22 protein-coding genes are annotated in these 24,400 nt (G+C 52.9%); all 22 read right to left on the reverse strand.

Annotation, left to right across the window (positions count from 1 at the left end; all coding sequences use genetic code 11):
* Nucleotides 1–13 precede the first annotated feature (13 nt).
* The gene (locus MKZ07_RS09475) at nt 14–2,686 is read right to left on the reverse strand and encodes an FtsK/SpoIIIE family DNA translocase (RefSeq protein WP_341025619.1); all 2,673 of its coding nucleotides are present in this window, start codon (nt 2,684–2,686) and stop codon (nt 14–16) included.
* A 97-nt stretch (nt 2,687–2,783) separates the two neighbouring features.
* Nucleotides 2,784–2,999, reverse strand: coding sequence for a YlzJ-like family protein (locus MKZ07_RS09480; protein WP_341025620.1), 216 nt, complete (start codon nt 2,997–2,999; stop codon nt 2,784–2,786).
* A complete protein-coding gene (locus MKZ07_RS09485) occupies nt 2,996–3,790 on the reverse strand; it encodes a ClpP family protease (protein WP_341025621.1) in 795 nt (264 codons plus the stop codon). Before MKZ07_RS09485 ends, MKZ07_RS09480 begins: the two co-directional genes overlap by 4 nt.
* Nucleotides 3,791–3,947: 157 nt before the next feature.
* Nucleotides 3,948–4,967, reverse strand: a complete 1,020-nt coding sequence (locus MKZ07_RS09490; protein ID WP_036692655.1) for an anti-sigma factor — start codon at nt 4,965–4,967, stop codon at nt 3,948–3,950.
* A complete protein-coding gene (locus MKZ07_RS09495) occupies nt 4,964–5,464 on the reverse strand; it encodes an RNA polymerase sigma factor (RefSeq protein WP_341025622.1) in 501 nt (166 codons plus the stop codon). The genes MKZ07_RS09490 and MKZ07_RS09495 overlap by 4 nt, the downstream gene beginning before the upstream one ends.
* A gap of 154 nt (nt 5,465–5,618) precedes the next feature.
* Nucleotides 5,619–7,304: a ribonuclease J gene (locus MKZ07_RS09500; protein ID WP_036692641.1), complete on the reverse strand. Its 1,686-nt coding sequence runs from the start codon at nt 7,302–7,304 to the stop codon at nt 5,619–5,621.
* A gap of 651 nt (nt 7,305–7,955) precedes the next feature.
* Complete coding sequence (dapA, locus tag MKZ07_RS09505) at nt 7,956–8,831, reverse strand: 4-hydroxy-tetrahydrodipicolinate synthase (protein ID WP_341025623.1); 876 nt, start codon at nt 8,829–8,831, stop codon at nt 7,956–7,958.
* 16 nt (nt 8,832–8,847) lie between these two features.
* On the reverse strand, nt 8,848–10,068 hold the full coding sequence (dapG, locus tag MKZ07_RS09510) for an aspartate kinase (protein WP_036692638.1): 1,221 nt from the start codon (nt 10,066–10,068) through the stop codon (nt 8,848–8,850).
* A 218-nt stretch (nt 10,069–10,286) separates the two neighbouring features.
* Nucleotides 10,287–10,883, reverse strand: coding sequence for a dipicolinate synthase subunit B (locus MKZ07_RS09515; protein WP_036692637.1), 597 nt, complete (start codon nt 10,881–10,883; stop codon nt 10,287–10,289).
* Complete coding sequence (gene dpsA, locus MKZ07_RS09520; protein ID WP_076158330.1) at nt 10,884–11,780, reverse strand: dipicolinate synthase subunit DpsA; 897 nt, start codon at nt 11,778–11,780, stop codon at nt 10,884–10,886. It abuts the gene before it with no gap.
* Nucleotides 11,781–12,056: 276 nt separating this feature from the next.
* Nucleotides 12,057–12,509 carry a dUTP diphosphatase gene (gene dut / locus MKZ07_RS09525; RefSeq protein ID WP_036692634.1) on the reverse strand — a complete coding sequence of 151 codons (453 nt, stop codon included), beginning with the start codon at nt 12,507–12,509 and terminating at the stop codon, nt 12,057–12,059.
* Nucleotides 12,481–13,746 (reverse strand): M16 family metallopeptidase, encoded by a 1,266-nt coding sequence (locus MKZ07_RS09530; protein ID WP_076158328.1) that lies wholly within the window; start codon nt 13,744–13,746, stop codon nt 12,481–12,483. Before MKZ07_RS09530 ends, dut begins: the two co-directional genes overlap by 29 nt.
* A gap of 77 nt (nt 13,747–13,823) precedes the next feature.
* A complete protein-coding gene (locus MKZ07_RS09535) occupies nt 13,824–14,810 on the reverse strand; it encodes a polysaccharide deacetylase family protein (RefSeq protein ID WP_341025626.1) in 987 nt (328 codons plus the stop codon).
* 267 nt (nt 14,811–15,077) lie between these two features.
* The gene (gene pnp, locus MKZ07_RS09540) at nt 15,078–17,180 is read right to left on the reverse strand and encodes a polyribonucleotide nucleotidyltransferase (protein WP_341025627.1); all 2,103 of its coding nucleotides are present in this window, start codon (nt 17,178–17,180) and stop codon (nt 15,078–15,080) included.
* A 224-nt stretch (nt 17,181–17,404) separates the two neighbouring features.
* On the reverse strand, nt 17,405–17,674 hold the full coding sequence (gene rpsO / locus MKZ07_RS09545) for a 30S ribosomal protein S15 (RefSeq protein ID WP_019910460.1): 270 nt from the start codon (nt 17,672–17,674) through the stop codon (nt 17,405–17,407).
* A 149-nt stretch (nt 17,675–17,823) separates the two neighbouring features.
* Nucleotides 17,824–18,771, reverse strand: coding sequence for a bifunctional riboflavin kinase/FAD synthetase (locus tag MKZ07_RS09550; RefSeq protein ID WP_036692627.1), 948 nt, complete (start codon nt 18,769–18,771; stop codon nt 17,824–17,826).
* A 36-nt stretch (nt 18,772–18,807) separates the two neighbouring features.
* Nucleotides 18,808–19,722, reverse strand: coding sequence for a tRNA pseudouridine(55) synthase TruB (gene truB, locus MKZ07_RS09555; RefSeq protein WP_036692625.1), 915 nt, complete (start codon nt 19,720–19,722; stop codon nt 18,808–18,810).
* Nucleotides 19,719–20,696, reverse strand: a complete 978-nt coding sequence (locus tag MKZ07_RS09560; protein WP_036692623.1) for a DHH family phosphoesterase — start codon at nt 20,694–20,696, stop codon at nt 19,719–19,721. Before MKZ07_RS09560 ends, truB begins: the two co-directional genes overlap by 4 nt.
* Nucleotides 20,697–20,722: 26 nt before the next feature.
* On the reverse strand, nt 20,723–21,070 hold the full coding sequence (gene rbfA / locus MKZ07_RS09565; protein ID WP_036692621.1) for a 30S ribosome-binding factor RbfA: 348 nt from the start codon (nt 21,068–21,070) through the stop codon (nt 20,723–20,725).
* Between the two features lie 18 nt (nt 21,071–21,088).
* The gene (infB, locus tag MKZ07_RS09570) at nt 21,089–23,779 is read right to left on the reverse strand and encodes a translation initiation factor IF-2 (RefSeq protein ID WP_076158323.1); all 2,691 of its coding nucleotides are present in this window, start codon (nt 23,777–23,779) and stop codon (nt 21,089–21,091) included.
* The gene (locus MKZ07_RS09575; RefSeq protein ID WP_036724725.1) at nt 23,772–24,095 is read right to left on the reverse strand and encodes a YlxQ family RNA-binding protein; all 324 of its coding nucleotides are present in this window, start codon (nt 24,093–24,095) and stop codon (nt 23,772–23,774) included. The genes infB and MKZ07_RS09575 overlap by 8 nt, the downstream gene beginning before the upstream one ends.
* Nucleotides 24,088–24,396, reverse strand: coding sequence for an RNase P modulator RnpM (gene rnpM / locus MKZ07_RS09580; RefSeq protein WP_036692616.1), 309 nt, complete (start codon nt 24,394–24,396; stop codon nt 24,088–24,090). The genes MKZ07_RS09575 and rnpM overlap by 8 nt, the downstream gene beginning before the upstream one ends.
* Between the last annotated feature and the right edge of the window lie 4 nt (nt 24,397–24,400).

Raw genomic sequence — 24,400 nt, forward strand, 5'->3', positions numbered from 1 at the left:
CAGCTTTTTGCATTTATGAAGTCAGTCTACCATGCTGATACTGCTCCAGCGACATCAGCACCTCACGCGGCTTGCTGCCCTCGTAAGGGCCGATTACGCCTCTGGCCTCCATTGAGTCGATCAAGCGTGCGGCACGGGTGTAACCGACGCGCATACGCCGCTGAAGCAGCGATACAGAGGCCTGCTTGGCTTCCAGAACAATCTGGACAGCCTGTTCATACAATTCATCCTGCGGCTCCTGATCCTCGCTCAAGGTGTCGTCTACCTCAGGCACAAGCGATTCATCATAATTCGCTTCCCCCTGGCTGCTGACATACTGCACAATCGTCTCCACTTCCTGATCGCTCATAAAAGCACCCTGAACACGGATCGGCTTGGAAGCCCCCATCGGCAGGAACAGCATATCGCCGCGTCCGAGCAGCTTCTCGGCACCCGGCATATCCAGAATGGTCCGGGAGTCCACATTCGAGGAGACTCCGAAGGCAATACGCGAAGGAATATTCGCCTTAATCAGGCCGGTAATAACATCCACCGAAGGACGCTGTGTGGCGATAATCAGATGAATCCCCGCCGCCCGCGCCATCTGGGCAAGCCGGCAGATGGCATCCTCTACATCATTGGCGGCAACCATCATCAGATCGGCAAGCTCGTCCACGATGACAACGATATACGGCAGTACTGCTGCCGGATTATCCTTCATCAAGTTGTTATAGCCTTCCATATTGCGTGTGCCGGATTTGGAGAACAGTTCATACCGCTTCTCCATCTCCACCACAATCTTCTTCAACGCCAGACTGGCACGCTTAGGGTCTGTAACTACAGGGGCGAGCAAATGCGGAATGCCGTTATATACATTCAGCTCAACCATCTTAGGGTCAACCATAAGGAATTTCACTTCATTCGGCTTAGCCTTATATAGAATGCTGGTAATAATACCATTAATGCAGACCGATTTACCGGAGCCGGTTGCTCCTGCTACCAGCAGATGGGGCATCTTGGCGAGATTGCCGATAATCGTCTGGCCGGAGATATCCCGTCCGAAAGCAATGGATAGCCGCGAATCCGCCTCCTGGAAAATCTGTGTCTCCATTACTTCCCGCATGGTGACGACCGAGACTTCTGAATTCGGCACTTCAATGCCGATGGCTGATTTGCCGGGAATCGGCGCTTCCATACGGATATCCTTGGCAGCCAGTGCCAGCGCGATGTCATCGGTGAGATTGACAATCCGGCTGACCTTCACGCCGATATCCGGCTGAATCTCATACCGGGTCACCGCTGGTCCACGAACCACTTCCAGCACCTTCGCCCTTACACCGAAGCTCTCCAGTGTAGCCTCCAGCTTGCGTGCCGTCTGCATATAATCATTCTGATCGCCCGCCTTCGCCCCGTTATTGGGCTTAGCCAGCAAACGGAACGACGGCAGCTTGTACGGCTTGGGCGGAGGTGGAGGCGGTATAACCGGAGCCGATGCCCCCTCCTCTGACGTTCCCAACAGCCCGTCCAGCTCCACAGGCAGGATATCCTCCTCGGATCCCCCTGACGGAGCAGGTTCTGCTCCCGCTCTCGTCAGGTTACCAGCGCCTGTACCAGTGGCGGCACCACCACGCGCCGCTGGTGAGAACTCGCTCCATTCCTCCCGGTCCTCGGCATTCAGCCCTTCAGAGCGGATATGCTCGAAGAAGTCCCGGATGATCGGCGTAACAGGCTCAAGCTCCTCATACGGGAAGTCCTCCTCGCCATACTCCTCCAGAGGAGCACCTCCCGCTGCTGTCATTCCGGAGATGACCGGACCCGTACGCGGATCAGTAATGATAATATCGGGCAGCTCTACCTCCAGATCATCCATGACTTCCGGCTGATTCTGGCGGGCAGACCCGCTGAACCATCCGGTAATTCTACCCAGCAGCTTCGACTGTCCGCGTCTTGGCAGCTGCTGATCCGATCCGTCATCCTCTTCGAAGTAATCGTCATCATCCGCAGGTTCAGGCGTTGTAACTCTGCTGGCTCTAGCCGGTCTGCTGTTCACCACCGGAACAGCAGCAGGGCGGTTAGCCGCCCGGAGCTTAATTCCTTCAATCAGCTTGACGGCCCTTACCCGGAGTAAGGTAAACAGCTCTACATAGGAGAGATTAGTAATCAGCATGAAGCTGATGGCCAGCAATACAATCATCAGCAGCTTAGCGCCCAGATTGCCGAACAGCCATAGGAGCGCAGCGTATTCAAGCGCGCCGATGTACCCCCCGCTGATATCCTTGCCCAGCATGTATACGCTGCTGTCGCCGGCGCCCGGTGAGAGGGCGCCGGATAAATCATTATGTATTTGAGACAGTACATTGCCCGGATGCAGCATCCCAATTGGACCCAGCTTCTGCTGCATAGCCGATATGGTACTCATCAGGCACATGGACAACAGCAGGAGCAGGCCGCCGGTATAGCGGCTGTTCCAGGTGGACGGCCATTTCCTGTGAATCATTACCATCAGGCCGTAGAAAATACCCGCCAGCGGCAGCACAAAATAGAATCTGCCAAGCAAATAGCCCGCCATGCTTGAGAGCGTACGGCCGACAGCCGCTTCCCCTGACAAAGCAATGACGGAAATCGTAATCAGCAGAATTCCGTAGATTTCATATTTTAAAACACTGCCCAGCAGTGCTTTCTTCTTCTTTCTTCTCCGTTTAGCCACGCCAGCCACCCCCGAGTCAACATTATACCATATAATGGCGTGGCGTACCTATGTTCTCTTTTGTCAGAATATGCATCTTTAGGCTGTTTGTTCGCACTTAGCGGTCCAGTTGAACGATAGCACCCGGGGAGAAGGCCACATCCAGATATTTATCCAGCGGACACTGCAGCAGCCGGACCACCTTCGCCTGGCCTCCATCCAGCAGTTCAACCTGCATCAGCATGCCCTGAATAGTCATCTCCTGCACGGGAGTGGCATAACTGAGCGCCCCCTCGAACACCTGCTCCATTGGCAGAATGGTATAAAAAGTCATTGGGTCAGCCCCCCTTGCGGAAGCGTATCGTTCGTCATAGCTGGCACAGCGGCAATCATCCGGTTCAGGTGGGCCAACGCGGCGCCGATTCCGCCCACTTCATCCATCAAGCCGAATCTGACGGCATCCTGACCACCTACTGCGGTACCGATGTCCCGGTTAAGCTCTCCGGTCTTGAACATCAGATCCTTGAACTGTGATTCCGTGATGCGGGAATGAGAGGTCACGAATTTCACCATCCGCTCCTGCATCCGCTCCATGTACTCGAAGGTCTGCGGCACGCCGATCACCAGGCCGTTCATCCGGATCGGATGGATCGTCATGGTTGCACTTTCAGCAATAATAGAATACGTGGAGGATACCGCTATAGGCACGCCGATGCTGTGACCGCCGCCGATAACAACTGTGACCGTAGGCTTCGACAAGGAAGCGATCATCTCCGCTATAGCCAGCCCAGCCTCTACATCCCCACCAACCGTATTAAGAATAATCAGCAGCCCCTTGATGGTCTTATTCTGCTCGGCGGCAACAAGCTGGGGAATAATATGCTCGTATTTCGTGGTCTTGTTATGCGGCGGCAAGACGAAATGCCCTTCAATCTGTCCAATAATCGTCATACAAAAAATATCCGGCTCTCCTGTCGGAACCGCTGTCTGCCCCAATTCCTTAAGCACCCCCACAGGTCCCGGTATTCCAGGAGGAATCGGCTCATTCACTGCGGGCTTTATCTCCCCTGGCAGGATTTCTTCGTTACGCCCTCCGCCCGCCTTGCTTGCTTCTGTAATTTCCATCGTACACAGCGCTCCCCTTCTGCCTGCAACACCCGTGTGCTTCAGGATTCTGATTTCTGTTAGTATGACATTCCGGAGGACTTCCTTATACACCATAACCTTGAACTATCACATAGAGACGGCGGGCGCTCCTCAGAACGTCCGCCGTCATTGCCGGTTAATATTTGTCCACCACGGCTCCCAGTACTGCTCCATGCACATAAGCCTGGCCTTTCAGACTTTTCAAGCTGTCAGCCTTGCCGGTCACAACTACGCCCAATATCCGGACATCACCGGCTTCCGGCGCCGCCTTATCCTTTTTCAAATAATTGTAGATCCGCTGATATTCACTATAATGAATGTCTTTCTTGCTAACACCGACCTCCACTGAGCCAATGAAATCATCAGGCTTCGCCTGATCCCAATCCGGCTGAACACCAAATCCGTAGACTCCGTAATTCGCACTCATCGGGGCCGGATAGTTCATTTTAGCGGGATCATTCTCATTTGGATACGGCTTGAAGTTGAACCCCTCGCGGTCATCATACGTATCGACCCAGTACCAGACTGGCTTTGCGCCTGCGGGTAGCAGGCTTTTCACCTCTTCAAACGAATAATCCTTGTCAAAGGATACGGCCAGTTCCACCCGTTTGTCTGCGTTCATCTTGTCCAGCTCGGGAAGATCATTTAGAATGCTACCGCCGTAATCGACGCCTGGAATATAGAATGCAAGCTCCCTCTGCCCGTTATAGGAATTATACGCCCGGTAATACTCATAACCTTCCTGCTTCATCTTGGCATCCTGTACGGTTAGATTATTAGAGCCTCCATAGGCACCTGTTGTGAAAGGGAACCACCAGGCGTTGTAATTGAGCCATCTATTCTTCCAGGGAACGGGCACATCATCGACGATTTTATAGGTTTGAAGTTCAAGGACTCCTGATAGAAAACCTCTATTGTCCCTAGTGCCTGAATTAAATTCATTAGGGCTGCTGATCCTCATATACTGCTGCTCACTGTACAGGGCATTGGAGGACAGGCGGCCTACCAGTTGCGCTGCACCGTAGAATACGACAATCAGCATAAGCACACTGACCACAACTGAAATCAGGATACTGCGAATCATGCTCTTCCGTTTGGTTTTTTTCAGGGTCTGGATAATATTCTGGTCTTCTGCTTCTTCCCATGGGGCTGTCATTCGCCCTCACCTCCGTATAATTGTTGAAATTGCTGTCTGGCCCGATAAAGAGTAGCTTTCACTCTTCCTTCAGAAATGCCGAGCATGGCGGAGATCTCCTTGTAGGATAACTCCATTTCATATTTCAGCAGAACCAGCTGCTTATTCACCGGATGGAGCCGCGCCAACACTCCTTCAATCTCTTCCTTCCGTTCCCTGCGCAGCAGCACCACTTCCGGCAACTCCTGCTCATGGGCCGGATGTTCCTCCACTTCCTCGCCACTATACTGATATCTCTTCTGACTGCGGCAATGGTCAAAATACCGGTTAATTGCGACCTTGTACAACCATGCGCTGAATTTGCGCTCATCGATCGCATCCAGATACAGCAGCGCCTTGTACACCGTGTCCTGCACAATATCTTCTGCATCTGAGGCTCCGGCGCCGAGGCGGATCAAGTAGCGGCGGATCTCCGCCAGTTTGGGTTGGAGCACCTTCTCCATGTCTCTTGGCTCCATGCTGCACCTCCTTGCCTGTATAACGGTCAGGTTGCCCAAATGTTGTTTTGTGCAGCGAAAAAAACATAAAAAAGCCCCTTTCCCCAGAAACCGTCCAATATTTCCGGGAAAAGAGGCTATTGCCAAAAAGCTATATTGTTAAGAAATGCTTCTCTTATACTTCCATAATAATCGGCAGGATCATCGGTCTGCGGCGGGTCTGCTCATAGAGGAAACGGCCGAGAGAGTCTTTGACACTAGTCTTCAGGGAAGCCCATTCATTGACCTTCTCACTCATCAGACGCTGCAGCGTTCCCGAGACAATGCGGTTCGCTTCGTCCAGGAGACCTTCCGATTCCCGCACATATACGAATCCGCGTGAGATGATGTCAGGACCGGAGACAATCGCTCCGTTCTGCTTGCTGAGGGTAACCACAACCACCAGAATACCATCCTGCGACAACAGCTTACGGTCACGCAGCACAATGTTACCTACATCGCCGACACCCAGCCCGTCGATCAGTACGTTACCGGCAGTTACCTTACCCGCTCTGCGGGCAGCTCCACCGGAGATCTCAATCACTTCACCCAGCTCGGTGATGAAGATATTGCTTGGCTCTACGCCAACAGACTCCGCCAGAAGTGCATGCTTGCGCTGCATCCGGTATTCACCGTGGATAGGCATGAAGTATTTCGGCTTCATCAGGTTGAGCATCAGCTTCAGCTCTTCCTGGCTGCCGTGACCGGATACGTGAACGCCGGAGTTGGAGCCGCTGTATATAACGTTGGCACCCAGACGGAACAATTCATCAATGGTACGGCCTACATATTTCTCATTACCCGGTACCGGTGTAGCCGCAATAATAACGGTGTCGCCCGGCATAATATCTACCTTGCGGTGGCTGGAACGCGCCATGCGTGTCAGCGCCGACATCGGCTCGCCTTGGCTGCCTGTACACAGTACTACAACACGGTTGCCTGCCATTCTGTTCATCTCTTCAGGCTCAATGAGCATGCCGTCAGGGATATGCAGATATCCAAGCTCGGAAGCAATGGATACTACGTTAACCATGCTTCGTCCAATAACGGTAATTTTGCGTCCGGTTGCTTCAGAAGCGTTCACTACCTGTTGAATACGATGCACGTTGGAAGCAAAGGTTGCTACCACCACACGCTGTTCAGCTTTGCGGAAAATATCCTCCAGCACGATGCCGACATTCTTCTCCGAAGGTGTGAAGCCCGGCTTCTCGGCATTGGTGCTGTCTGACAGCAAGGCCAGAACGCCCTTCGATCCGATCTCAGCCATGCGGTGCAGATTGGCAAATTGACCGTTGACTGGCGTGTGGTCGAACTTGAAGTCACCGGTGTGGACAACGTTGCCCTCTGGTGTCTCAATGCATACCCCGACAGAATCCGGAATACTGTGATTCGTTCTGAAGAAGGTTACCTTAAGCGATGTGCCCAGTTCAACCTCGGAATCCTCGTTAATCAGAATCCGCTTAGTTTCACCCAGCAGGTTCGCTTCCTTGAGCTTGTTCTCTACAAGGCCCAGGGTCAGTCTTGTTCCGTATACAGGAACATTCAGGTTCTTAAGCACATAAGACAATCCGCCAATGTGATCCTCATGTCCGTGGGTAAGTACAATTCCTCTTACCTTGTCACGGTTCTCAGTGAGGTAGGAGATATCCGGTATTACGATATCAATACCCAGCATATCTTCTTCAGGGAACTTCAGACCGGCGTCTACGACTACAATGTCGTTACCGTACTGAACTACGTACATGTTCTTGCCAATTTCACCGACTCCGCCAAGTGCGAATATCGTCAGTTTGTCGTTGTTGTTATTGTTTTTTTTGGACAAATGAATCTAACCCTCCTATGATGTTGGACGTCATACTTTTTATTTGTTAACAATGAGCTTCAATATTTCAGCGGCGCTGTAATATACATCAAATTGCTGTTAACTCCTTATTTCGACAAGGAATTCCCGGTAAGTCTGTATACTTGCGCAAGTCTAAACTCCCGAATCCGGGCAGTAATATCCTCTTGAAGCGGGCAAATGCCCTCAAAATTCCACCACCGCGCCCCTCGCGCGTAAATCCGGCATATTTAGCACAGACTTATTCAAGGACCTATCCTGTCTTACAATGCAATAAATCCGCATTGCCGGAAGATTACCGCATATTCAATTAACCGCACCAAGTCACTTAAGTTCATTATACATGATTTTTTTGGCAAAAGACAAGTCACCCTGTACCTGGTCCTATTCTTTCCTTAACAAACAGCCAATATTTGAGGAAAAGACAAGCAAAAATCGCTGCAATACCTGACTTTTTTAACATAGAGTTAATGCAGGAGAAATAAATACCAAATATGCTCTGCGGGCATGAAGTCCTTTTTAAGCTATCCCTTGCCAAAGCGAACGACCAGACATACAAAAGAGCGGTCCTCCAATAACGGAGAATCGCTCCTTTTTTACATGTTCAGTTGTATAAAAAGATACTGCTCTATCTTATCTTAGGAGGGAAGCAATGAAGGCCGCCTCTTCTTCCGTCGGTGAAATCAGCGGCAGACGGACCGAGCCGACATCCATCCCGCGCAGCCCCAGTGCATACTTCACTGCCGAGGGATTGGGCAGCGGCTGAGGACACTCGAACAGCCCCTTGAAGACCGGAAACAGCTGCCGGTGAAGCTCGCCTGCACGGCGGACATCGCCGGAGTTGAAGGCCTCGATCATCTCCGACATCTGCGCTCCCACAACATGGCTGGCCACACTGATGATACCGTGGCCCCCCACAGCAAGCGTCGCGAGGCCGGCGGAATCATCTCCGGTGTAGACATGGAAGTCTTCAGGACAAGCTGAGGCAATCCAAGTAATCTGGTCTACCGAAGCACATTCCTTCGTGGCCACAATATTAGGAATCTCCGCCAGACGCAGGGTGGTAGCTACACTCATGCTTACTGTCGTTCGTCCCGGCACATTGTACAAGATGCAGGGCAGCGAAGTCGCGGCAGCAATTGTAGAGAAATGCTGATAGAGCCCTTCCTGATTCGGTTTATTGTAATAAGGGACGACCAGAAGCACACCGTCCACGCCGATTTTCTCGGCTTCCTTAGTGAGCTCTATGGAATGTCTGGTGCTGTTGCTGCCGGTACCGGCAATAATTTTACAGCGTCCGCCTGCCTGCTGCTTCACGAAGGAGAACAGCTTCAGCTTCTCCTTATCGGTTAAGGTCGGCGATTCGCCGGTGGTTCCGCAGACTACGAGCGCAGCAGACTTTTGTTCCTCGATCAGAACATCGACCAGCCTTGAAGTTGCTTCCCAGTTGATTTCTCCTTCCCCGTCAAACGGGGTTACCATTGCGGTGATCAGTCTTCCGAAATCCACTTTGAATTCCTCCTTGTCAGCGGTGCAATTCAAACTTGGCATGCAGGGCGCGAACCGACTGCACCATATCTTCTTTTTTCACGAGAACCCAGATGGTTGTGTTGGAATCGGCAGACTGCAGAATCTGGATGTTCTGCGAGCTGAGCGCCTCGACGATATGCGCCATGATTCCCGGAACGCCGTTGATGCCTCCGCCGATGACGGAGACCTTGGCACAGCCGGACAAGCTCTTGGGACGCAGGCCCAGCTCTTGAAGCGCGGCAATCGCCTGCTCCGACTTGTCATCGAACACTGTATATACGGCCTCGGTCGGTGTCACATTGATAAAGTCCACGCTGATTCCGTTATCGGCCATACTCTTGAAAATCTGCAGTTGCACGCCGGTGCCGTTACCCTCCGGACATTCCACCGAGATCTGCGTAATATTACTGACATAGGCAACACCAGTGACGAACCGGTCCACGACTCCATGGGATACATCGCTGAAGCCCTCTGGATGGGTCACAAGCGTCCCTTCCGCTTCGGAGAAGGTCGAGCGTACACGCACCGGAATCTGGGCCTGCATGGCAATCTCCACAGCCCGCGGATGAATGACCTTGGCTCCCTGATACGCCATGTTACAAATCTCGGTGTAGCTGACATAAGTAAGCTGCCTTGCATCTTCTACAATCCGCGGATCAGCGGTGAGAATTCCGTCCACATCCGTATAGATATCTACCATATCCGCACGCAGCGCGGCCCCAAGGGCTGTAGCTGAGGTGTCGCTTCCTCCGCGGCCCAGCGTGGTGAAATCACCCGCTTCAGTCTGGCCCTGGAAACCGGTTACTATTACTACTTTATGCTCACGCAGTTCCCGTAGAATGCGTTCTGTCCGCACATCCAGGATTCTGGCATTGCCATAGCTGTTGTCGGTCAGGAATCCGGCTTGCGCCCCTGTCAGCACCGTCGACCGAATGCCCTCCTGCTCTAGCAGACCGCACAGATTGGCCGCCGAGATGATCTCCCCGCAGCACATCAGCAGATCCCGTTCCCGGTCCGGAAGTGAATTCCCGCTCTGAACCGCCAGATCAAGCAGTGTATCGGTAGCATAGGGTTCCCCCTTGCGGCCCATAGCCGAGACTACAACCACCAGGCTGAACCCGCTGGCCAGCTCCCGTTTGACATGACGGATTACGTGTTCTCTGGCCACTGGTGTGGAGAGTGAGGTTCCGCCGAATTTTTGCACCAAAATACCCATGTATAATTCCTCCATTACTTCTCTCAGCAGAACTACTGAACCCTACGTGAAATAAATCACCCCGCGAGGCAGAAGTGTTCGTAGCCGCGATAACCTGACTCTTATTATAGCGTAAAATTGTTTGTGCCGCCCCCGGGATGAGGACGGCAGAAATGAAGCTTATGGGTCCGTCAGCTAAAATTCGCTCTTCCGGGCCAATCCTGTGCTGATTATATAAGCTATGCAGAATGAAATCGTTGTACCAGCATAGGCTGCAACTGGTTGCCCTGCAGGGCGGCGTAGCAGGCCTCAGGAATGAGATCCATCTGCGCCACCAGCGAATTCGGCTTCCCCTCCGGGTTATCCTGTCCGAACGGGACGAAATAAATATGTTTGGCTACCAGTAGCTTCGCAATATTCGCCGCGTTAAGTCCGAGTCCGTCATTCGTCGAGATCGCCAGCACCAGCGGACGCCCGTTGCGCATCTGTGATTTGGCTGCCATCAGCACCGGACTGTCCGTCATCGCATTCGCCAGCTTGCTTGTTGTGTTCCCTGTGCAGGGAGCAATCGTCAGCACATCCAGCAGCTTGGAAGGACCCAGCGGCTCCGCTTCAACAATTGTAGAAATGATATCATTCCCTGTTATATCTTTCAACTGTTTTAACCAATTTTCCGAGGTTCCAAAGCGGGTGTCCGTATTCAGTACCGAAGCAGACACAATCGGCACCACATTCGCTCCTGAGTCCATGAACCGCTGAATCTGCGGCATCACCTCAGCGAAGGTGCAGTGTGAGCCGGTAATGGCATAACCTACTGTTTTTCCGTGCCAATCCATTCATTCATCCCCCCTGATTAAAGTCTCGTCCGATATCGACTGTACCAGTGCACCTGCCATAATGATTCCGGCGCTCTTGGGGGCAACAATCCCGGGCAGGCCCGGTGCCAGCATCGCCTTGATCCCGCGCTTCTCGGCATAACGGAAGTCGCATCCGCCCGGTGCGGACGCCAAATCAATGATCACGCAGTGCGGCTGAAGCCGGGACAGGACCTGAGCGTTGATAATCATAGCGGGTATGGTGTTGAAGATCAGATCCGCCTCTGGTGCATGCAGCAGCAAATCCTCTGTCATAAAAGGCTTCCAGCCCATTTCCGCCGCTCTTGCAAAGTGCTCCTGCTTCCTGACGCCTACTTTGACCGTTGCTCCCATTCCCTGGAGCGTTCTGGCCATGGTGAACCCGGTCCGGCCCATTCCCAGCACCATCGATGTGGAGCCGTGTATGGTAAAGTCCGTGTTCTGTATGGCCATCACCAAAGCTCCCTCCGCTGTCGGAATAGAGTTATAGATCGCCACATCGTCCCTGTTCAGCAGTTCCACCAGCTTCAGGGAATGAACGGCACAAAGGCCGCGCAAATAGTTTTTAGCCATGCCGGTGTATACGATTGCCCGGGACGGCAGAGCCGCAATATGCTCCTCCTTCAGCTGGAGGCGTTCCGAAGAATATAACGCGTTAATGTACCCCTCCTCATCGCAGCCGACCGCCGGCAGCACCAGCACATCCGCTTGACCAAGCAGCTCAGTCGACAGCAGTTCCAGGCTTACCCCCGGGCATGGGGCATCCCATGTATCGAATCCGGCAACGCTTACGGCCGCATCCAATTCCACACATTTCCGAATCACTTCAATTTGTCTCGCGTCCCCGCCCAGGAACACGATCCTGATGCCAGTAAGCATAGGGATGACGCTCCTTTCCACAACCACATTCGACTATAGAGCATCTTATGCCGGAAGCCGCCGATGGGTGAAGAGCGGAGAAGAATTCTAATTCCCGGCAATACCTATAGCTTAACTAAGCTAACAAAATAACCCCACAAAGTGGGGCTTTAGCTTCGAAGATGACTCAGGTACTTTGCGGGGACCCCAAAACATATAAATTTAAAAAAAGCCTGCGGCTGCACCCGAAGGTGCATTTCCGCAAGCTTATTAGTACAGCTATAAGTTAAGGAGGGCTTATTTGCCAGTATGCCCGAAGCCGCCGGCTCCGCGCGCCGTGTCGGACAACTCATCCACTTCCGCCAGAGTCACTTCTGGCACAGCCTGGAATACCATCTGGGCGATCCGCTCGTTGCGGGCAATCGCAAACGGCTCCTGTCCCAGATTGATCAGCAGCACCTTAATTTCGCCCCGGTAATCCGCATCGATGGTACCCGGTGTGTTCAGGCAGGTGATGCCATGCTTGAGGGCCAGCCCGCTGCGCGGACGGATCTGCGCCTCCAGCCCGCCTGGCATCGCCAGTGATATGCCAGTGGGGATCAGTGTCCGCTCGCCCGGAGCAAGCACCACAGGCTCTCCTACAGCGGCATACAGGTCATACCCCGAGGCCTGCTCGGACATTTTGCAGGGCAGCAGAACATCCTCATTCCCTGGCAGTTTGTTAATTTGTACGTAATGAGGCAAGATCATCTCTCCTAACATTGGCTATCGCTTTATCTGTGGAACCAACCATTGCCAGGGACAACGGCTGTGCGAACATAAAGTCCAGCAGAGCATCGATATCCTCCATGGTTACAGCTCCGATTTTGGCTATCATTTCATCCAGCGTATCCTGACGGCCGAGCATCAGCTCATTTTTGCCCATCCGGTTCATCCGGCTGCCCGTGCTCTCCAGGCTGAGAATCAGGCTCCCCTTGAGCTGCTCCTTGCCTTTACGCAGTTCGTCCTCGCTCAAACCGTTCACAGCCAGATCACGCAACATCTCTTTGATCAGCTCCGTTACTTCCTTGGTCTGCTTCGGCGCTGTCCCGGCATAGACCGTGAACAAGCCGCTGTCAGCCTGGGCACTGTGGTACGAGAAGACCGAATAGGCCAGACCACGCTTCTCACGGATCTCCTGGAACAGCCGGGAGCTCATGCCGCCGCCGAACGCATTGTTAAGGAGCGCCATCGGATATTGCAGCGGCCCGCCGCTGCGGACACCCGGCAGGGAGATGCAGATGTGATTCTGCTCGGTCTTCTTTTTGTGGAATACCAGCTCCCCCTGATATGCAGGCTCAGTCAGTTCCGGCGCTTCACCATGATTCGTGAAGGAACCGAAATGTTGCTCCAGCAGCGGGATCAGCCCGTCGTTAATATTACCGGCTACGCTGATCACTGTGTTCTCGATGGTGTACTGCTCCTTCATGTAAGCACGCAGATCATCCGGCGTCATCTCCAGCAAGCGGTCCTTCAGCCCGAGGATCGTATAGGCCAGCGGGTGCTCGCCGTAAGCGGCAGCACACATCAGCTCATGGACAAGATCATCCGGTGTGTCCTCGCACATGGCGATTTCCTCCAGGATGACATTCTTCTCCTTGGCCAGTTCCTCGGCATCCATCCGTGAACGGAAGAACATATCTGCCAGCACATCCACAGCAATCGGCAGATGCTCATCCAGCACCTTAGCATAAAAGCATGTATATTCCTTCGAGGTAAAAGCATTGACGTTCCCGCCAATGGCATCGAACTGTTCGGCAATATCCTTGGCGCTATAGCGGTCTGTCCCCTTAAAGAGCATATGCTCGATGAAATGGGAAATCCCGTTGTTTAGCGGGTTCTCATTGCGGGAGCCCGTCTTAACCCAGATTCCGAAAGATACGGATCGGCCGGTCGGGATCTTCTCGGTAACCACCCGGAGTCCGTTTGATAATAATATTTTGTCCAATGTGTAATCCTCCTGGCACAGCCTTGTTCTGTCTGTATTTGTTATTCGCGCCTCTTATCCTATCAGAAATAGGGCGTTCACTCAACTTCCGCAGTCACGATACGCTCAGCGGAGAGCGTCTGACTGACGGTTCCCAGCTGCAGGCCCTTGGCTCTGATCCCCCGGATCATCCCTCTCAGCGCTTGCGAGGAGGATGCCGTCGGATGCATTAAAATTAGGGTTCCCGGCTCTACCCGCCTGCTGATCTTGGCAACAACTGATTCCGGGGACGGATTGCGCCAATCAACCGTATCCAGCGTCCATAATACCGTCTTCAGTCCCAGTGAGGCGGCGATTTCCACCGTCTGCTGATTAAAGTCTCCTGACGGCGGAGCAAACCACTTATTCGTCACACCCAGGCTTTCCTTCAGCAGCTTCTGCGTTTTCTCAATCTCTGCAGTGGCACGCGTCCGGCTTAGAATACTCATCTTAGGATGCGTATACGCATGGTTCTCTACCTCATGCCCGCGCTTCAGCATCTCTGCTGCAAGCTCCTTGTTGCGGCTTAACCAGCTTCCGTCCAGAAAAAAAGTGACCTTCACCTTCTCCGCATCCAGAATGTCCAGCATCGGAAGGATATACTCATTCCCCCAGGCCACATTAATCATCAGCGAGACCATCGGCTTCGCCGGATTCCCCCGGTAGATCGGCTGTGCTCCCAGATCATCCAGTGATACCTTAGGCTTAATCTGGCGGTACATCAGCTTAAGCCCTGCTTCGGGTCCCCGTAAAAGCGTGCTCCGGTAGGTTGCCTCCACATCGACCTCCAGCCCGTTATACCCCGGTATGGCTTTCCATACCCGGTCCACAACAGCATTCACCGGCTGCGCATTCAGCGCCTCGGCCCGGCGGGTAATCTGAGCGCGCAGATCATCCTCTGTCTGATTCAGAGCATAGCTCATTACGGCTGCATCCGCCTGAGGCTTAAGCCCGGCAATCATCTCTTTCACGGGTCCGTTCGTGCTGCCAATTCCAATTACTACTGCGATGCAAGCCAGCACGAGCGCCGCCTTGTCCGTCTTCATGACGTTATACCTCCCTGGCACAAACGGTCTGTTTCGTCTCCGCACCAGGGTCAAGCCGTGCGGGGACGCTTTGTCCCAGCCTATGTATGCAGAGTGCAAATTATGCATACTGCATCTATGACGCCTGCAAGCGGGTAAGGTATAACCGTCAGTCAGGACGGTAACGCAGCGTATACTTTTCCAAAAAAAAGAGCCAGAACTGTACTGCTTCTGTCTCTTCTTCTTATCTATAGTAAGGATAACGGTGAAGCGTCAGCGTAATGCTTCTTACGCCTTCGCTCCGCTCTCTGAAGTCAGTACAGCTTTGCGTGACAAGTTGACGCGGCCCTGCTGGTCGATCTCTGTTACCTTCACGGTGATCGTGTCGCCAATCGCCACAACATCTTCCACCTTCGCCACACGGTCTGTGGACAGCTGGGAAATATGCACAAGGCCGTCTTTGCCAGGGATCAATTCAACAAAAGCGCCGAATTTCTCAATGCGTCTAACCGTACCCACATAAATCTCACCGACCACAACTTCCTTTACAATACCCTCAATGATGCCACGGGCCTTCTGGATCATAGCTTCATCAGAAGAACCGATAAATACGCGGCCATCCTGTTCGATGTCAATCTTCACGCCGGTTTCTTCAATGATCTTGTTGATGATTTTACCGCCGGCACCGATTACATCACGGATCTTGTCCGGATTGATATTGATGATAATGATCTTCGGAGCATATTTAGACAGGCTCGTTCTTGGAGCTGCGATCGCTTCATTCATTTTGCCCAGAATAAACATCCGGCCTTCTCGTGCCTGCTCAAGCGCCTCCTGCAGAATCTTGCGGTCGATGCCGTCGATTTTGATATCCATCTGAATCGCCGTTACGCCTTCTGCTGTACCCGCTACCTTGAAGTCCATATCGCCGAGGTGATCTTCCATGCCTTGAATATCGGTCAAGATGGATACATGCTCCCCGTCCTTGATCAGACCCATCGCTACACCGGCTACAGGCGCCTTGATAGGTACCCCTGCATCCATCATCGCCAGAATACTGGCACAGATACTTGCCTGGGAGGTGGAGCCATTGGATTCAATCGCTTCGGATACCAAACGGATAGTGTACGGGAATTCAGTCTCACTTGGAATCACCTTGGACAACGCGCGTTCGCCGAGTGCCCCGTGCCCGATCTCGCGGCGTCCCGGTGCTCTTAGCGGACGGGCTTCCCCTACGCTGAACGGAGGGAAGTTGTAGTGGTGCATGAAGCGCTTGGTTTCAGCCGGATCAATACCATCCAGAATCTGCACATCGCCCAGTGCGCCCAGTGTACATACGCTGAGGATCTGTGTCTGGCCGCGTGTGAACAGACCGGAACCATGCGTGCGCGGCAGAAGAGCTGTATCACATTCGATCGGACGGATCTCGTCCAGCTTCCGTCCATCTGGACGAACCTTGTCATGTGTGATCAGACGTCTAACTTCATCCTTCACGATATCATGCAGGGCTTCCTTAACATCCTTAAGAAGCTCTGGAGTTTCTATGTATTTCTCTGCGAAATACGCCACCGCTTCGTTGTTCACCAGATCAATAGCATCCTGACGGGCATGCTTCTCGGCAATTCTTACAGCTTCCACCAGACGGCTCTGCGCAAAAGCACGAACCTCTGTATTCACATCCGCATTAACCGCATGCAGCTTCACAGCCATCTTTTCTTTACCGGCAACGGCTACGAGTTGTTCAATCACTGCCACAATCTTGCGGACCTCGTCATGTCCGAACATGATCGCTTCAAGCATTACTTCTTCAGTCACTTCATTGGCTTCTGCTTCTACCATCATGATGGCATCCTTCGTACCAGCCACAACCACATAGATATCGCTGATTGCTTGCTGGGCTTGATCAGGATTGATGATGAATTCCCCGTTAATCCGGCCGACAGCCACGCCGCCGATGGGTCCGTTGAACGGCACATCAGAGATACTGAGCGCAGCGGAAGTACCGATCATGGCCGCAATATCAGGCGCACAGTCCTGATCCACACTCATTACCAGGTTCAAGACTTGAACGTCATTGCGGAATCCTTCCGGGAACAATGGACGAATTGGACGGTCTGTCAGACGGCTGGACAGAATTGCTTTCTCGCTCGGACGTCCTTCACGTTTGATGAATCCGCCCGGGATTTTGCCTACTGCATATAATCTTTCCTCATAATTCACTGTAAGCGGGAAAAAATCCAGATCTTTAGGCTCACTGGATGCTGTAACCGTACACAATACTGAAGTATCCCCGTAACGCACCATCACGGCTGCGTTCGCTTGTTTGGCCAGACGGCCTGTTTCCAGCACAAGGCGTCTTCCGCCCAGCTGCATTTCCACACGTTGTTCCATAAAACCCCTCCTTGAATGGTAATAATACGTTCCTGTATGTTCTACAAGCAAAAACGGCTTGTCCTCCGCAGAAGTGCTATAGCCGTTTTTGCGAATGCTATCAACTTGTCAACTGTAAAAGTTTACCCTAAATTTTCAAAAAGCAACCCGGCTGTCCCGCTGTCGCTCGTAAGAAGGACATACGGTATACAACCAGGCTGCTTTTGGGCTGAGCTTATGGAAAATTAACGACGCAATCCCAGTTTTTCGATCAGGGCGCTGTAACGTCTGATGTCTTTGTTCTTCAAATACGCCAGCAGTTTACGACGTTGTCCAACCATCTTCAGCAGTCCGCGGCGGGAATGATGATCCTTCTTGTGCGTACGCAAGTGGTCAGTCAAATTAACGATGTTCTCCGTAAGGATAGCAACTTGCACCTCAGGGGATCCAGTATCGGATTCGTGAGTTTTGTGCTCGTCGATCAATTGGTGTTTACGTTCTTGAGTCAATGCCATCCTGTTCACCTCCTTCATTATAATCGCCAGTAGCCTCGTCACCGTCGGTGAGAACAAGTAACCAAGCTAAGGTTCTGATGCTGTCATTCCAGCAACGTTAATCAGTATAGCACCTTCACAGACAAAAGTAAACGGCTTGTCCGGAAAGATTAGGAATGATATCCCAGCAGCCCTTTGGCTGTCTCAGCATCTGCACCGATCTGTGCAATCAAGGCATCGATGGACCCGAACTTGCGTTCAGACCGGATATAGGAAACCAGCTCCACCTTAAGCTCATGCCCATAGATATCTGAGGCAAAATCAAACAGGTGTACCTCAAAGCTCGGAGTGGTCACGCCTTCGTGAAACGTTGGCTTCACGCCGACATTCATCACCCCGTACAAGACCTCATTCCGGTAAAAGACCTTGACGGCGTATACGCCCTTGGCCGGAATAACATAGCGGTCTTCGAGCTGCAGGTTGGCTGTCGGAAAGCCGATGGTCCGGCCCCGCTTCTCCCCGTGCCCTACGGTACCGCGCAGGTGATAACAACGTCCAAACCAGGCATTAGCCTTACCCAGTTCCCCGCTCAGCAAGCTCTTGCGGATACCTGAGCTACTGACCTTCTCTCCTTCAAGCAGGAACGGGGCGACCGTCTCTACCTTCATCGCACCTTGTCCCAGCTCCGAGAGCCTGTCCGCATCTCCCTCACCTTTGTAGCCGAAGCGGAAGTCGAACCCTACAACTGCAGTTACAATCTGCAGCGGCAGCAGCATCACAGAGACAAAGTCCGCCGGACTTACCCGGGAGAGCTCTTCATTAAATTCAATTATATATAAAAGCTCAACACCCATCCCGGCAAGCAGCTCCTGCTTATCCTTAGAGGGGGTCAAGTATCCCTCATAATCCCCTTTGCCCATAACATCCTTGGGATGGGGGTAGAAGGTCATCACCGCTGCGGGTACACCTGCCTCGCGGGCCAGAGCAACAGCTGATGTGATGACACTGGCATGCCCGAGGTGCAGTCCATCGAACTGTCCCAGGGCAACTACTTGAGGCTGCGCATACTGTGCTGCCGCCTCAGGCAGCATCGGATAGCTTAACGTTACGGTTCTCACGCTGTTTCTCACCTACATTCGCAAATAAATTAAAGTTTAGACCTGGGCAAACACCTTGACAGGTGCAATAGCTCCGTTAGCCTCCAAAGCATAAATACCGAGGAACTCCCCTTGCTGATCATAGAGACGGAAATCTCCGGCCTGCTTCACTTCCGGCATTACAAACCGGGTCGACAGACGTTGCCCCTGCAGGGCTGCTTTCTTCTTCTCTGCGGCAACGGTATGTCTGGGCATATGTGAAATCGCCTCGTCAGCAGCAATCAGATGCTCATCCAGTGTGCCGCCTTCCTTGTGCTGCGCAATTTGCTCCAGAGTCAGGCAATGACTGGCAGAGATCCCGGCAGACATCGTCCGCTCCAGCTTCACCATTACACCGGGAAGACCGAGCTTACGTCCGATATCTACACAGAGGGTACGGATATAGGTCCCCTTGGAGCATAACGCCCGGAAAGTGATCTCCGGATAGTTGCCATTCCAGACCATCTGCTGCATCTCAATCTCATAAATCTCCACTTCACGGCTCTTGCGCTCTACGGTCTTGCCTTCCCGGGCCAGCTCGTACAGACGCTTGCCGTCCACCTTCACTGCGGAATACATCGGCGGCACCTGTGAGATCACGCCCTGGAAGGAGTTCAGCACAGCCAGCACTTCGGCTTCTGTGACATGAACCTCCTCCACGGATTCCGTAATCGTCCCGGTTAGATCCTCTGTATCGCTGGCCATCCCCAGCCGCAGCGTGGCGACATATTCCTTGGGCAGCTCCTGAATATACTCCACTACTCTAGTAGCCCGGCCTAGACAGAGCGGCAATACTCCGGTTACCTGAGGATCAAGGGTCCCGGTATGTCCAATCCGCTTCATGCCCAGAATGCGCCGCGCCTTGGCCACAACATCATGTGAAGTGAACCCTGCCGGCTTATATACAGCCAGAACTCCTGTAAGCTCACTCATAAATGACGTTTGACCTCCTCCAGCACCTGTGTCACAGCTTCTTCCAGAGTTCCATTAATACGCGCGCCTGCTGCCCGGGTGTGTCCTCCGCCGCCGAAGGCTTGCGCAAGTGCGGCCACATCCACCTTACCTGCTGAACGAAGACTGGCCTTCACCGCATGGTCATCAATAACCTTGAACAGAATGCCTACCTCTACACCGCGGATATTCCGCGGATAGTTGACAATCCCTTCAAGGTCCTCATTGGCCGCTCCAGAGTCCAGCATATCCTTAGGTGTAACATACACCCAGGCTATATCTCCTTCAGAGCTGAGCTGTAATGTGCTAAGTGCACGGTTTAGCACCTTCACCTGGGGAAGCGTCATCTCTTCCAGCAGGGTCTCAGCCAGGTCCGGTCCATTCACACCCAGTGTCAGCAGTTCGGATACCGCCGCCATCACTTTAGGAGAAGTATTGCTGTAACGGAAACCGCCGGTATCCGTTAACAGTCCAGTATAAATGGCTGTGGCAATATCAATATCCCACTTGAGTTCAAAGGTCTTCAGCAGATCGAACAGTATCTCTGCTGTCGCTGCCGCATCCGGCTTGATGAGGTTCACCGCGCCGTAGCCGTTGTTCGTTGGATGATGGTCAATATTCAAGATCAGTGCATCACTGGTGAAATGCTGCTGGGTCAGCCCTACACGCTGGAAATCCGCACAGTCAACACATATCACATGGCTGTACTGGCGGGGCAACGAACCCTCAGACAGATTGACAATCTGATCGGCATGCCATAAGTATTCCATTCGCTGCGGAATCTGGCCTTCATTCAGCATCAGATATTTTTTGCCCAGACATGAGAGAAGCCAGCCCACCGCAAGGGTGGAGCTGACTGCATCTCCGTCCGGCTGAACATGCGACACTACAAGATAATCGTCGTGTTCCAGCAGAAACTTACGCGTCTGCTGGAGACTTTGTTCATAGCTCTGCATTCGCCGTCTCCTTTATGTTCCGTGGCCTATTCGTTTTTGCCGATTTCGCCGAGCAGCTTCTCAATGTGACTTCCGTAAGCAACGGATTCGTCAATCTTGAAGATCAGCTCAGGCGTATGGCGCAGGCGGATCGCTTTACCAAGCTCCGAGCGGAGAAAGCCATTGGCCTTCTCAATCGCTCTAAGTGAGTCTGATTTCTGCTCCTCGTCCCCGAATACGCTCAGGTATACCTTGGCCTGTGACAGATCGTTCGTCACATCTACGCCAGTTACAGTTACGAACCCGACACGCGGGTCCTTCAGTCCGCTTTGGATGAGCTGGCTCAGCTCTTTCTTAATCTGCTCGCCAACCCGTCCCGCTCTGATTTTAGACATCTTATTTCACCTCTTCGCTTAGCGCTCTACCGTTTCCATGATGAATGCTTCGATAATGTCGCCTTCAACGACATCATTATAGCGTTCCAAAGTTATGCCACATTCATAACCCTGTGCCACTTCTTTTGCATCATCTTTGAAACGCTTCAAGGTGTCGATTTTGCCTGTGAAGACAACGATACCGCTGCGGATCAGGCGCATTTCAGCATTGCGGGCAATTTTGCCGTCGGTAACCATACAACCTGCGACACTGCCCACTTTGCTGATTTTGAATACGTTGCGCACTTCGGCATGACCGATAACGTTTTCTTTAAATATAGGATCAAGCATGCCCTTCATGGCACTTTCGATCTCTTCAATGACATTGTAGATGATGTTATGCAGTCGCACATCCACCTTCTCCTGCTCGGCCGCCGCTTTCGTCTGGGCATCCGGACGAACGTTGAAACCGATCACGATAGCATTGGAGGCTGCTGCCAGGGTAATATCGGATTCCGTAATCGCGCCGGCACCGCTGTGAAGGATCTTCACGCGTACGCCTTCGACTTCGATCTTGGCCAAGGAGCCCTTCAGCGCCTCTACCGAACCCTGAACGTCACCCTTGATGATAACGTTGAGATCCTTGATCTCGCCGTCCTTGATATGCTTGAACAGATCATCCAGCGTAACGCGGGTGTTCGTGTTCAGCTCGGACTGGCGCTGCGTTGTAGAACGTCTGTCAGAGATCGCGCGTGCTTTACGCTCATCTTCGAAGGCCATGAACGGATCGCCCGCCTGCGGCACCTCGGTCAGACCGGTAATTTCCACTGGAGTGGAAGGTCCCGCTTCCTTGATTTTGCGTCCCTTGTCATTCACCATGGCGCGTACGCGGCCGAAGCAGTTACCCGCTACAAATGCGTCTCCGACCTTCAGCGTACCATTCTGCACGAGAATACGGGCAACCGGTCCACGGTTCTTGTCAAGCTCAGCTTCTATAACAGTACCGCGTGCCCGTTTGTCCGGGTTCGCCTTGTACTCATTTACTTCGGCAACGAGCAGGATCATTTCCAGCAGCTCTTCAAGGTTAATGCGCTGCTTAGCCGACAGGTTGACGAAGATTGTATCGCCGCCCCACTCTTCCGGCACCAGCTCATAGCTTGTAAGCTCCTGCTTCACCTTGTCAGGGTCTGCGCCCGGCTTGTCGATCTTGTTAACTGCCACAATGATCGGAAGTCCGGCTGCCTTGGCATGGTTGATCGCTTCTACAGTCTGAGGCATTACGCCGTCATCTGCCGCTACAACGATAATCGTCATATCTGTAACCTGGGCACCACGGGCACGCATGGCGGTGAAAGCTTCATGGCCCGGAGTATCAAGGAATGTGATTTTCTTATGATTAATCTCAACTTGATAGGCACCGATATGCTGCGTAATTCCACCTGCTTCGCCGCCGGATACATTCGTGGAACGGATGGCATCGAGCAAGGTTGTTTTACCATGGTCAACGTGACCCATGATCGTTACAACCGGTGGCCGGGTCATCAGATCATCTTCGGAATCGTTCTCTTCCACGGTCTCGAAGCTGTCTTCATCAACCGGAATCTTCACTTCTACTTCTACGCCGAATTCGCCGGCCAGCAGCAGAATCGTATCGATATCAAGCTCCTGATTGATGGTGGCCATAACCCCCATCGAGATCAGCTTCTTGATCACTTCCGAAGCATCCTTGTGAAGCAGCTTCGCGGTTTCACCCACGGTCATGCTGCCACGGACAATGATCTTCTTAGGTGTGTTGTCAATCTTCTCACGATATACGGTCGGCTGGTTTCTGCCGCGGTTGTTCTTGCCGCCACGGCCGCGATAGTTGCCGCCCTTGTTGTCGTCGTAACGTTTCTGGCCGCTGTTGTTGCCACCAGGTCTGCCGCCAGTGGTGTTCTTCTTAGGGCCGTCGCTGCGTGAGAAACCTCCGCCTGCATTGCCTTGACCTTGCGGACGGTCACCTGTACGTGGTGCGCTGCCTTGTCCTTGCGGACGGCTGCCGCCAGTAGAGCTGCCTTGTGGACGGCTACCGCCAGTGGAGCTGCCTTGTGGGCGGCTGCCGCCAGTAGAGCTGCCTTGTGGACGGCTACCGCCAGTGGAGCTGCCCTGTGGGCGGCTGCCGCCAGTGGAGCTGCCTTGTGGACGGCTGCCGCCAGTGGAGCTGCCTTGTGGACGGCTGCCGCCAGTGGAGCTGCCCTGTGGGCGGCTGCCAGTGGAGCTGCCTTGCGGGCGGCTGCCAGTCGAACTGCTTTGTGGACGGCTGCTGCTTGAACTGCCCTGCGGGCGAGAATTCTGAGCGGAGCCTGATGTTTGTGTTCTGCGGGAATCTTGTCCGCTTTGGGGCCTTGGGGACGTCGTCGATTGGTTGTTGTTTTGGTTACTGTTCATACCTACCTGCTTTTCCGATTGAATTTTGTTGGTATTCTGAGCACTGCGTACTTCGGCGGTTACCGTTCCGGTAGTTACCGGACGGCTGCTGGTGCCGGTGTCCCGCTTGGCTGCAGCGTTTGACTTGATGTCCTTGAAGAACTGTTCAACTTTGTTCACGGAGCCATTCTCCATGACACTCATATGATTATTCACCGGGACATCCAAACGCTTCAGAATGGTAATAATTTCTTTACTGCTCATGTTCAAAGACTTTGCATATTCGTATACGCGCAGCTTATCCTTATTATCTTCTTTAGTCAATAACTCCACCTCCGACAGTATCTCCAAGCGTTCTGGAGATCATTTCCGCGAATCCTTTATCCGTAACGGCCAGCACTACGCGCTGGTCCTTACCAATACTTGCACCGAGTTCATCCCGGTGAAATGCGATTACTAGTGGAATATCGTAGGTCCCGCATTTATCGCGGAACTTCTTCTGGGTATTATCTGAAGCGTCACCTGCCAGGACGACCAGCTTCGCCTCTGAAGACCGTACTGCCTTAAGCACAGCCTCATCGCCGGTGACAATCTTGCCTGCTCTCATCGCAAGCCCTAAATAAGAAAGTGTCTTACTCATTGTCCTCACTATCCTTCGCTGCCAAAAACTGCTCCTCCACGGATGCAAAATCCCGGGCAAGCTGGGCATAGATTTCAGGACTGACCTGACATTTCAATGCCCGGTCAAGTGCTTTGGTCTTCTGTGCTAGCTTAAAGTATTCCAGTTTACCGCAGATATAAGCGCCACGGCCCGACTTCTTGCCTGTCAGGTCAATCAGCACCTCGCCTTCAGGCGTTCTCACCACGCGAATCAGCTCTTTCTTGGGCATCATCTCCTGGCTGGCAACGCATTTACGCAGCGGCACCTTTCTTTGCTTCATAACA

It is taken from the genome of Paenibacillus sp. FSL P4-0338, assembly GCF_038002365.1.
Classification (GTDB): domain Bacteria; phylum Bacillota; class Bacilli; order Paenibacillales; family Paenibacillaceae; genus Paenibacillus_AQ.

Bases quoted from the DNA above. Each gene is read 5' to 3' on its own strand.
- rnpM (WP_036692616.1), bottom strand. From the start codon at position 24,396: ATGAAGCAAAGAAAGGTGCCGCTGCGTAAATGCGTTGCCAGCCAGGAG.
- rbfA (WP_036692621.1), bottom strand. From the start codon at position 21,070: ATGTCTAAAATCAGAGCGGGACGGGTTGGCGAGCAGATTAAGAAAGAG.
- dpsA (WP_076158330.1), bottom strand. From the start codon at position 11,780: ATGCTTACTGGCATCAGGATCGTGTTCCTGGGCGGGGACGCGAGACAA.
- MKZ07_RS09480 (WP_341025620.1), bottom strand. From the start codon at position 2,999: ATGACTTTTTATACCATTCTGCCAATGGAGCAGGTGTTCGAGGGGGCG.
- MKZ07_RS09490 (WP_036692655.1), bottom strand. From the start codon at position 4,967: ATGACAGCCCCATGGGAAGAAGCAGAAGACCAGAATATTATCCAGACC.
- MKZ07_RS09560 (WP_036692623.1), bottom strand. From the start codon at position 20,696: ATGCAGAGCTATGAACAAAGTCTCCAGCAGACGCGTAAGTTTCTGCTG.
- pnp (WP_341025627.1), bottom strand. From the start codon at position 17,180: ATGGAACAACGTGTGGAAATGCAGCTGGGCGGAAGACGCCTTGTGCTG.
- rpsO (WP_019910460.1), bottom strand. From the start codon at position 17,674: ATGGCATTGACTCAAGAACGTAAACACCAATTGATCGACGAGCACAAA.
- dut (WP_036692634.1), bottom strand. From the start codon at position 12,509: ATGATCTTGCCTCATTACGTACAAATTAACAAACTGCCAGGGAATGAG.
- dapG (WP_036692638.1), bottom strand. From the start codon at position 10,068: ATGGGTATTTTGGTGCAAAAATTCGGCGGAACCTCACTCTCCACACCA.
- MKZ07_RS09575 (WP_036724725.1), bottom strand. From the start codon at position 24,095: ATGAGTAAGACACTTTCTTATTTAGGGCTTGCGATGAGAGCAGGCAAG.
- MKZ07_RS09535 (WP_341025626.1), bottom strand. From the start codon at position 14,810: ATGAAGACGGACAAGGCGGCGCTCGTGCTGGCTTGCATCGCAGTAGTA.
- truB (WP_036692625.1), bottom strand. From the start codon at position 19,722: ATGAGTGAGCTTACAGGAGTTCTGGCTGTATATAAGCCGGCAGGGTTC.
- MKZ07_RS09485 (WP_341025621.1), bottom strand. From the start codon at position 3,790: ATGGAAATTACAGAAGCAAGCAAGGCGGGCGGAGGGCGTAACGAAGAA.
- MKZ07_RS09495 (WP_341025622.1), bottom strand. From the start codon at position 5,464: ATGGAGCCAAGAGACATGGAGAAGGTGCTCCAACCCAAACTGGCGGAG.
- MKZ07_RS09515 (WP_036692637.1), bottom strand. From the start codon at position 10,883: ATGGATTGGCACGGAAAAACAGTAGGTTATGCCATTACCGGCTCACAC.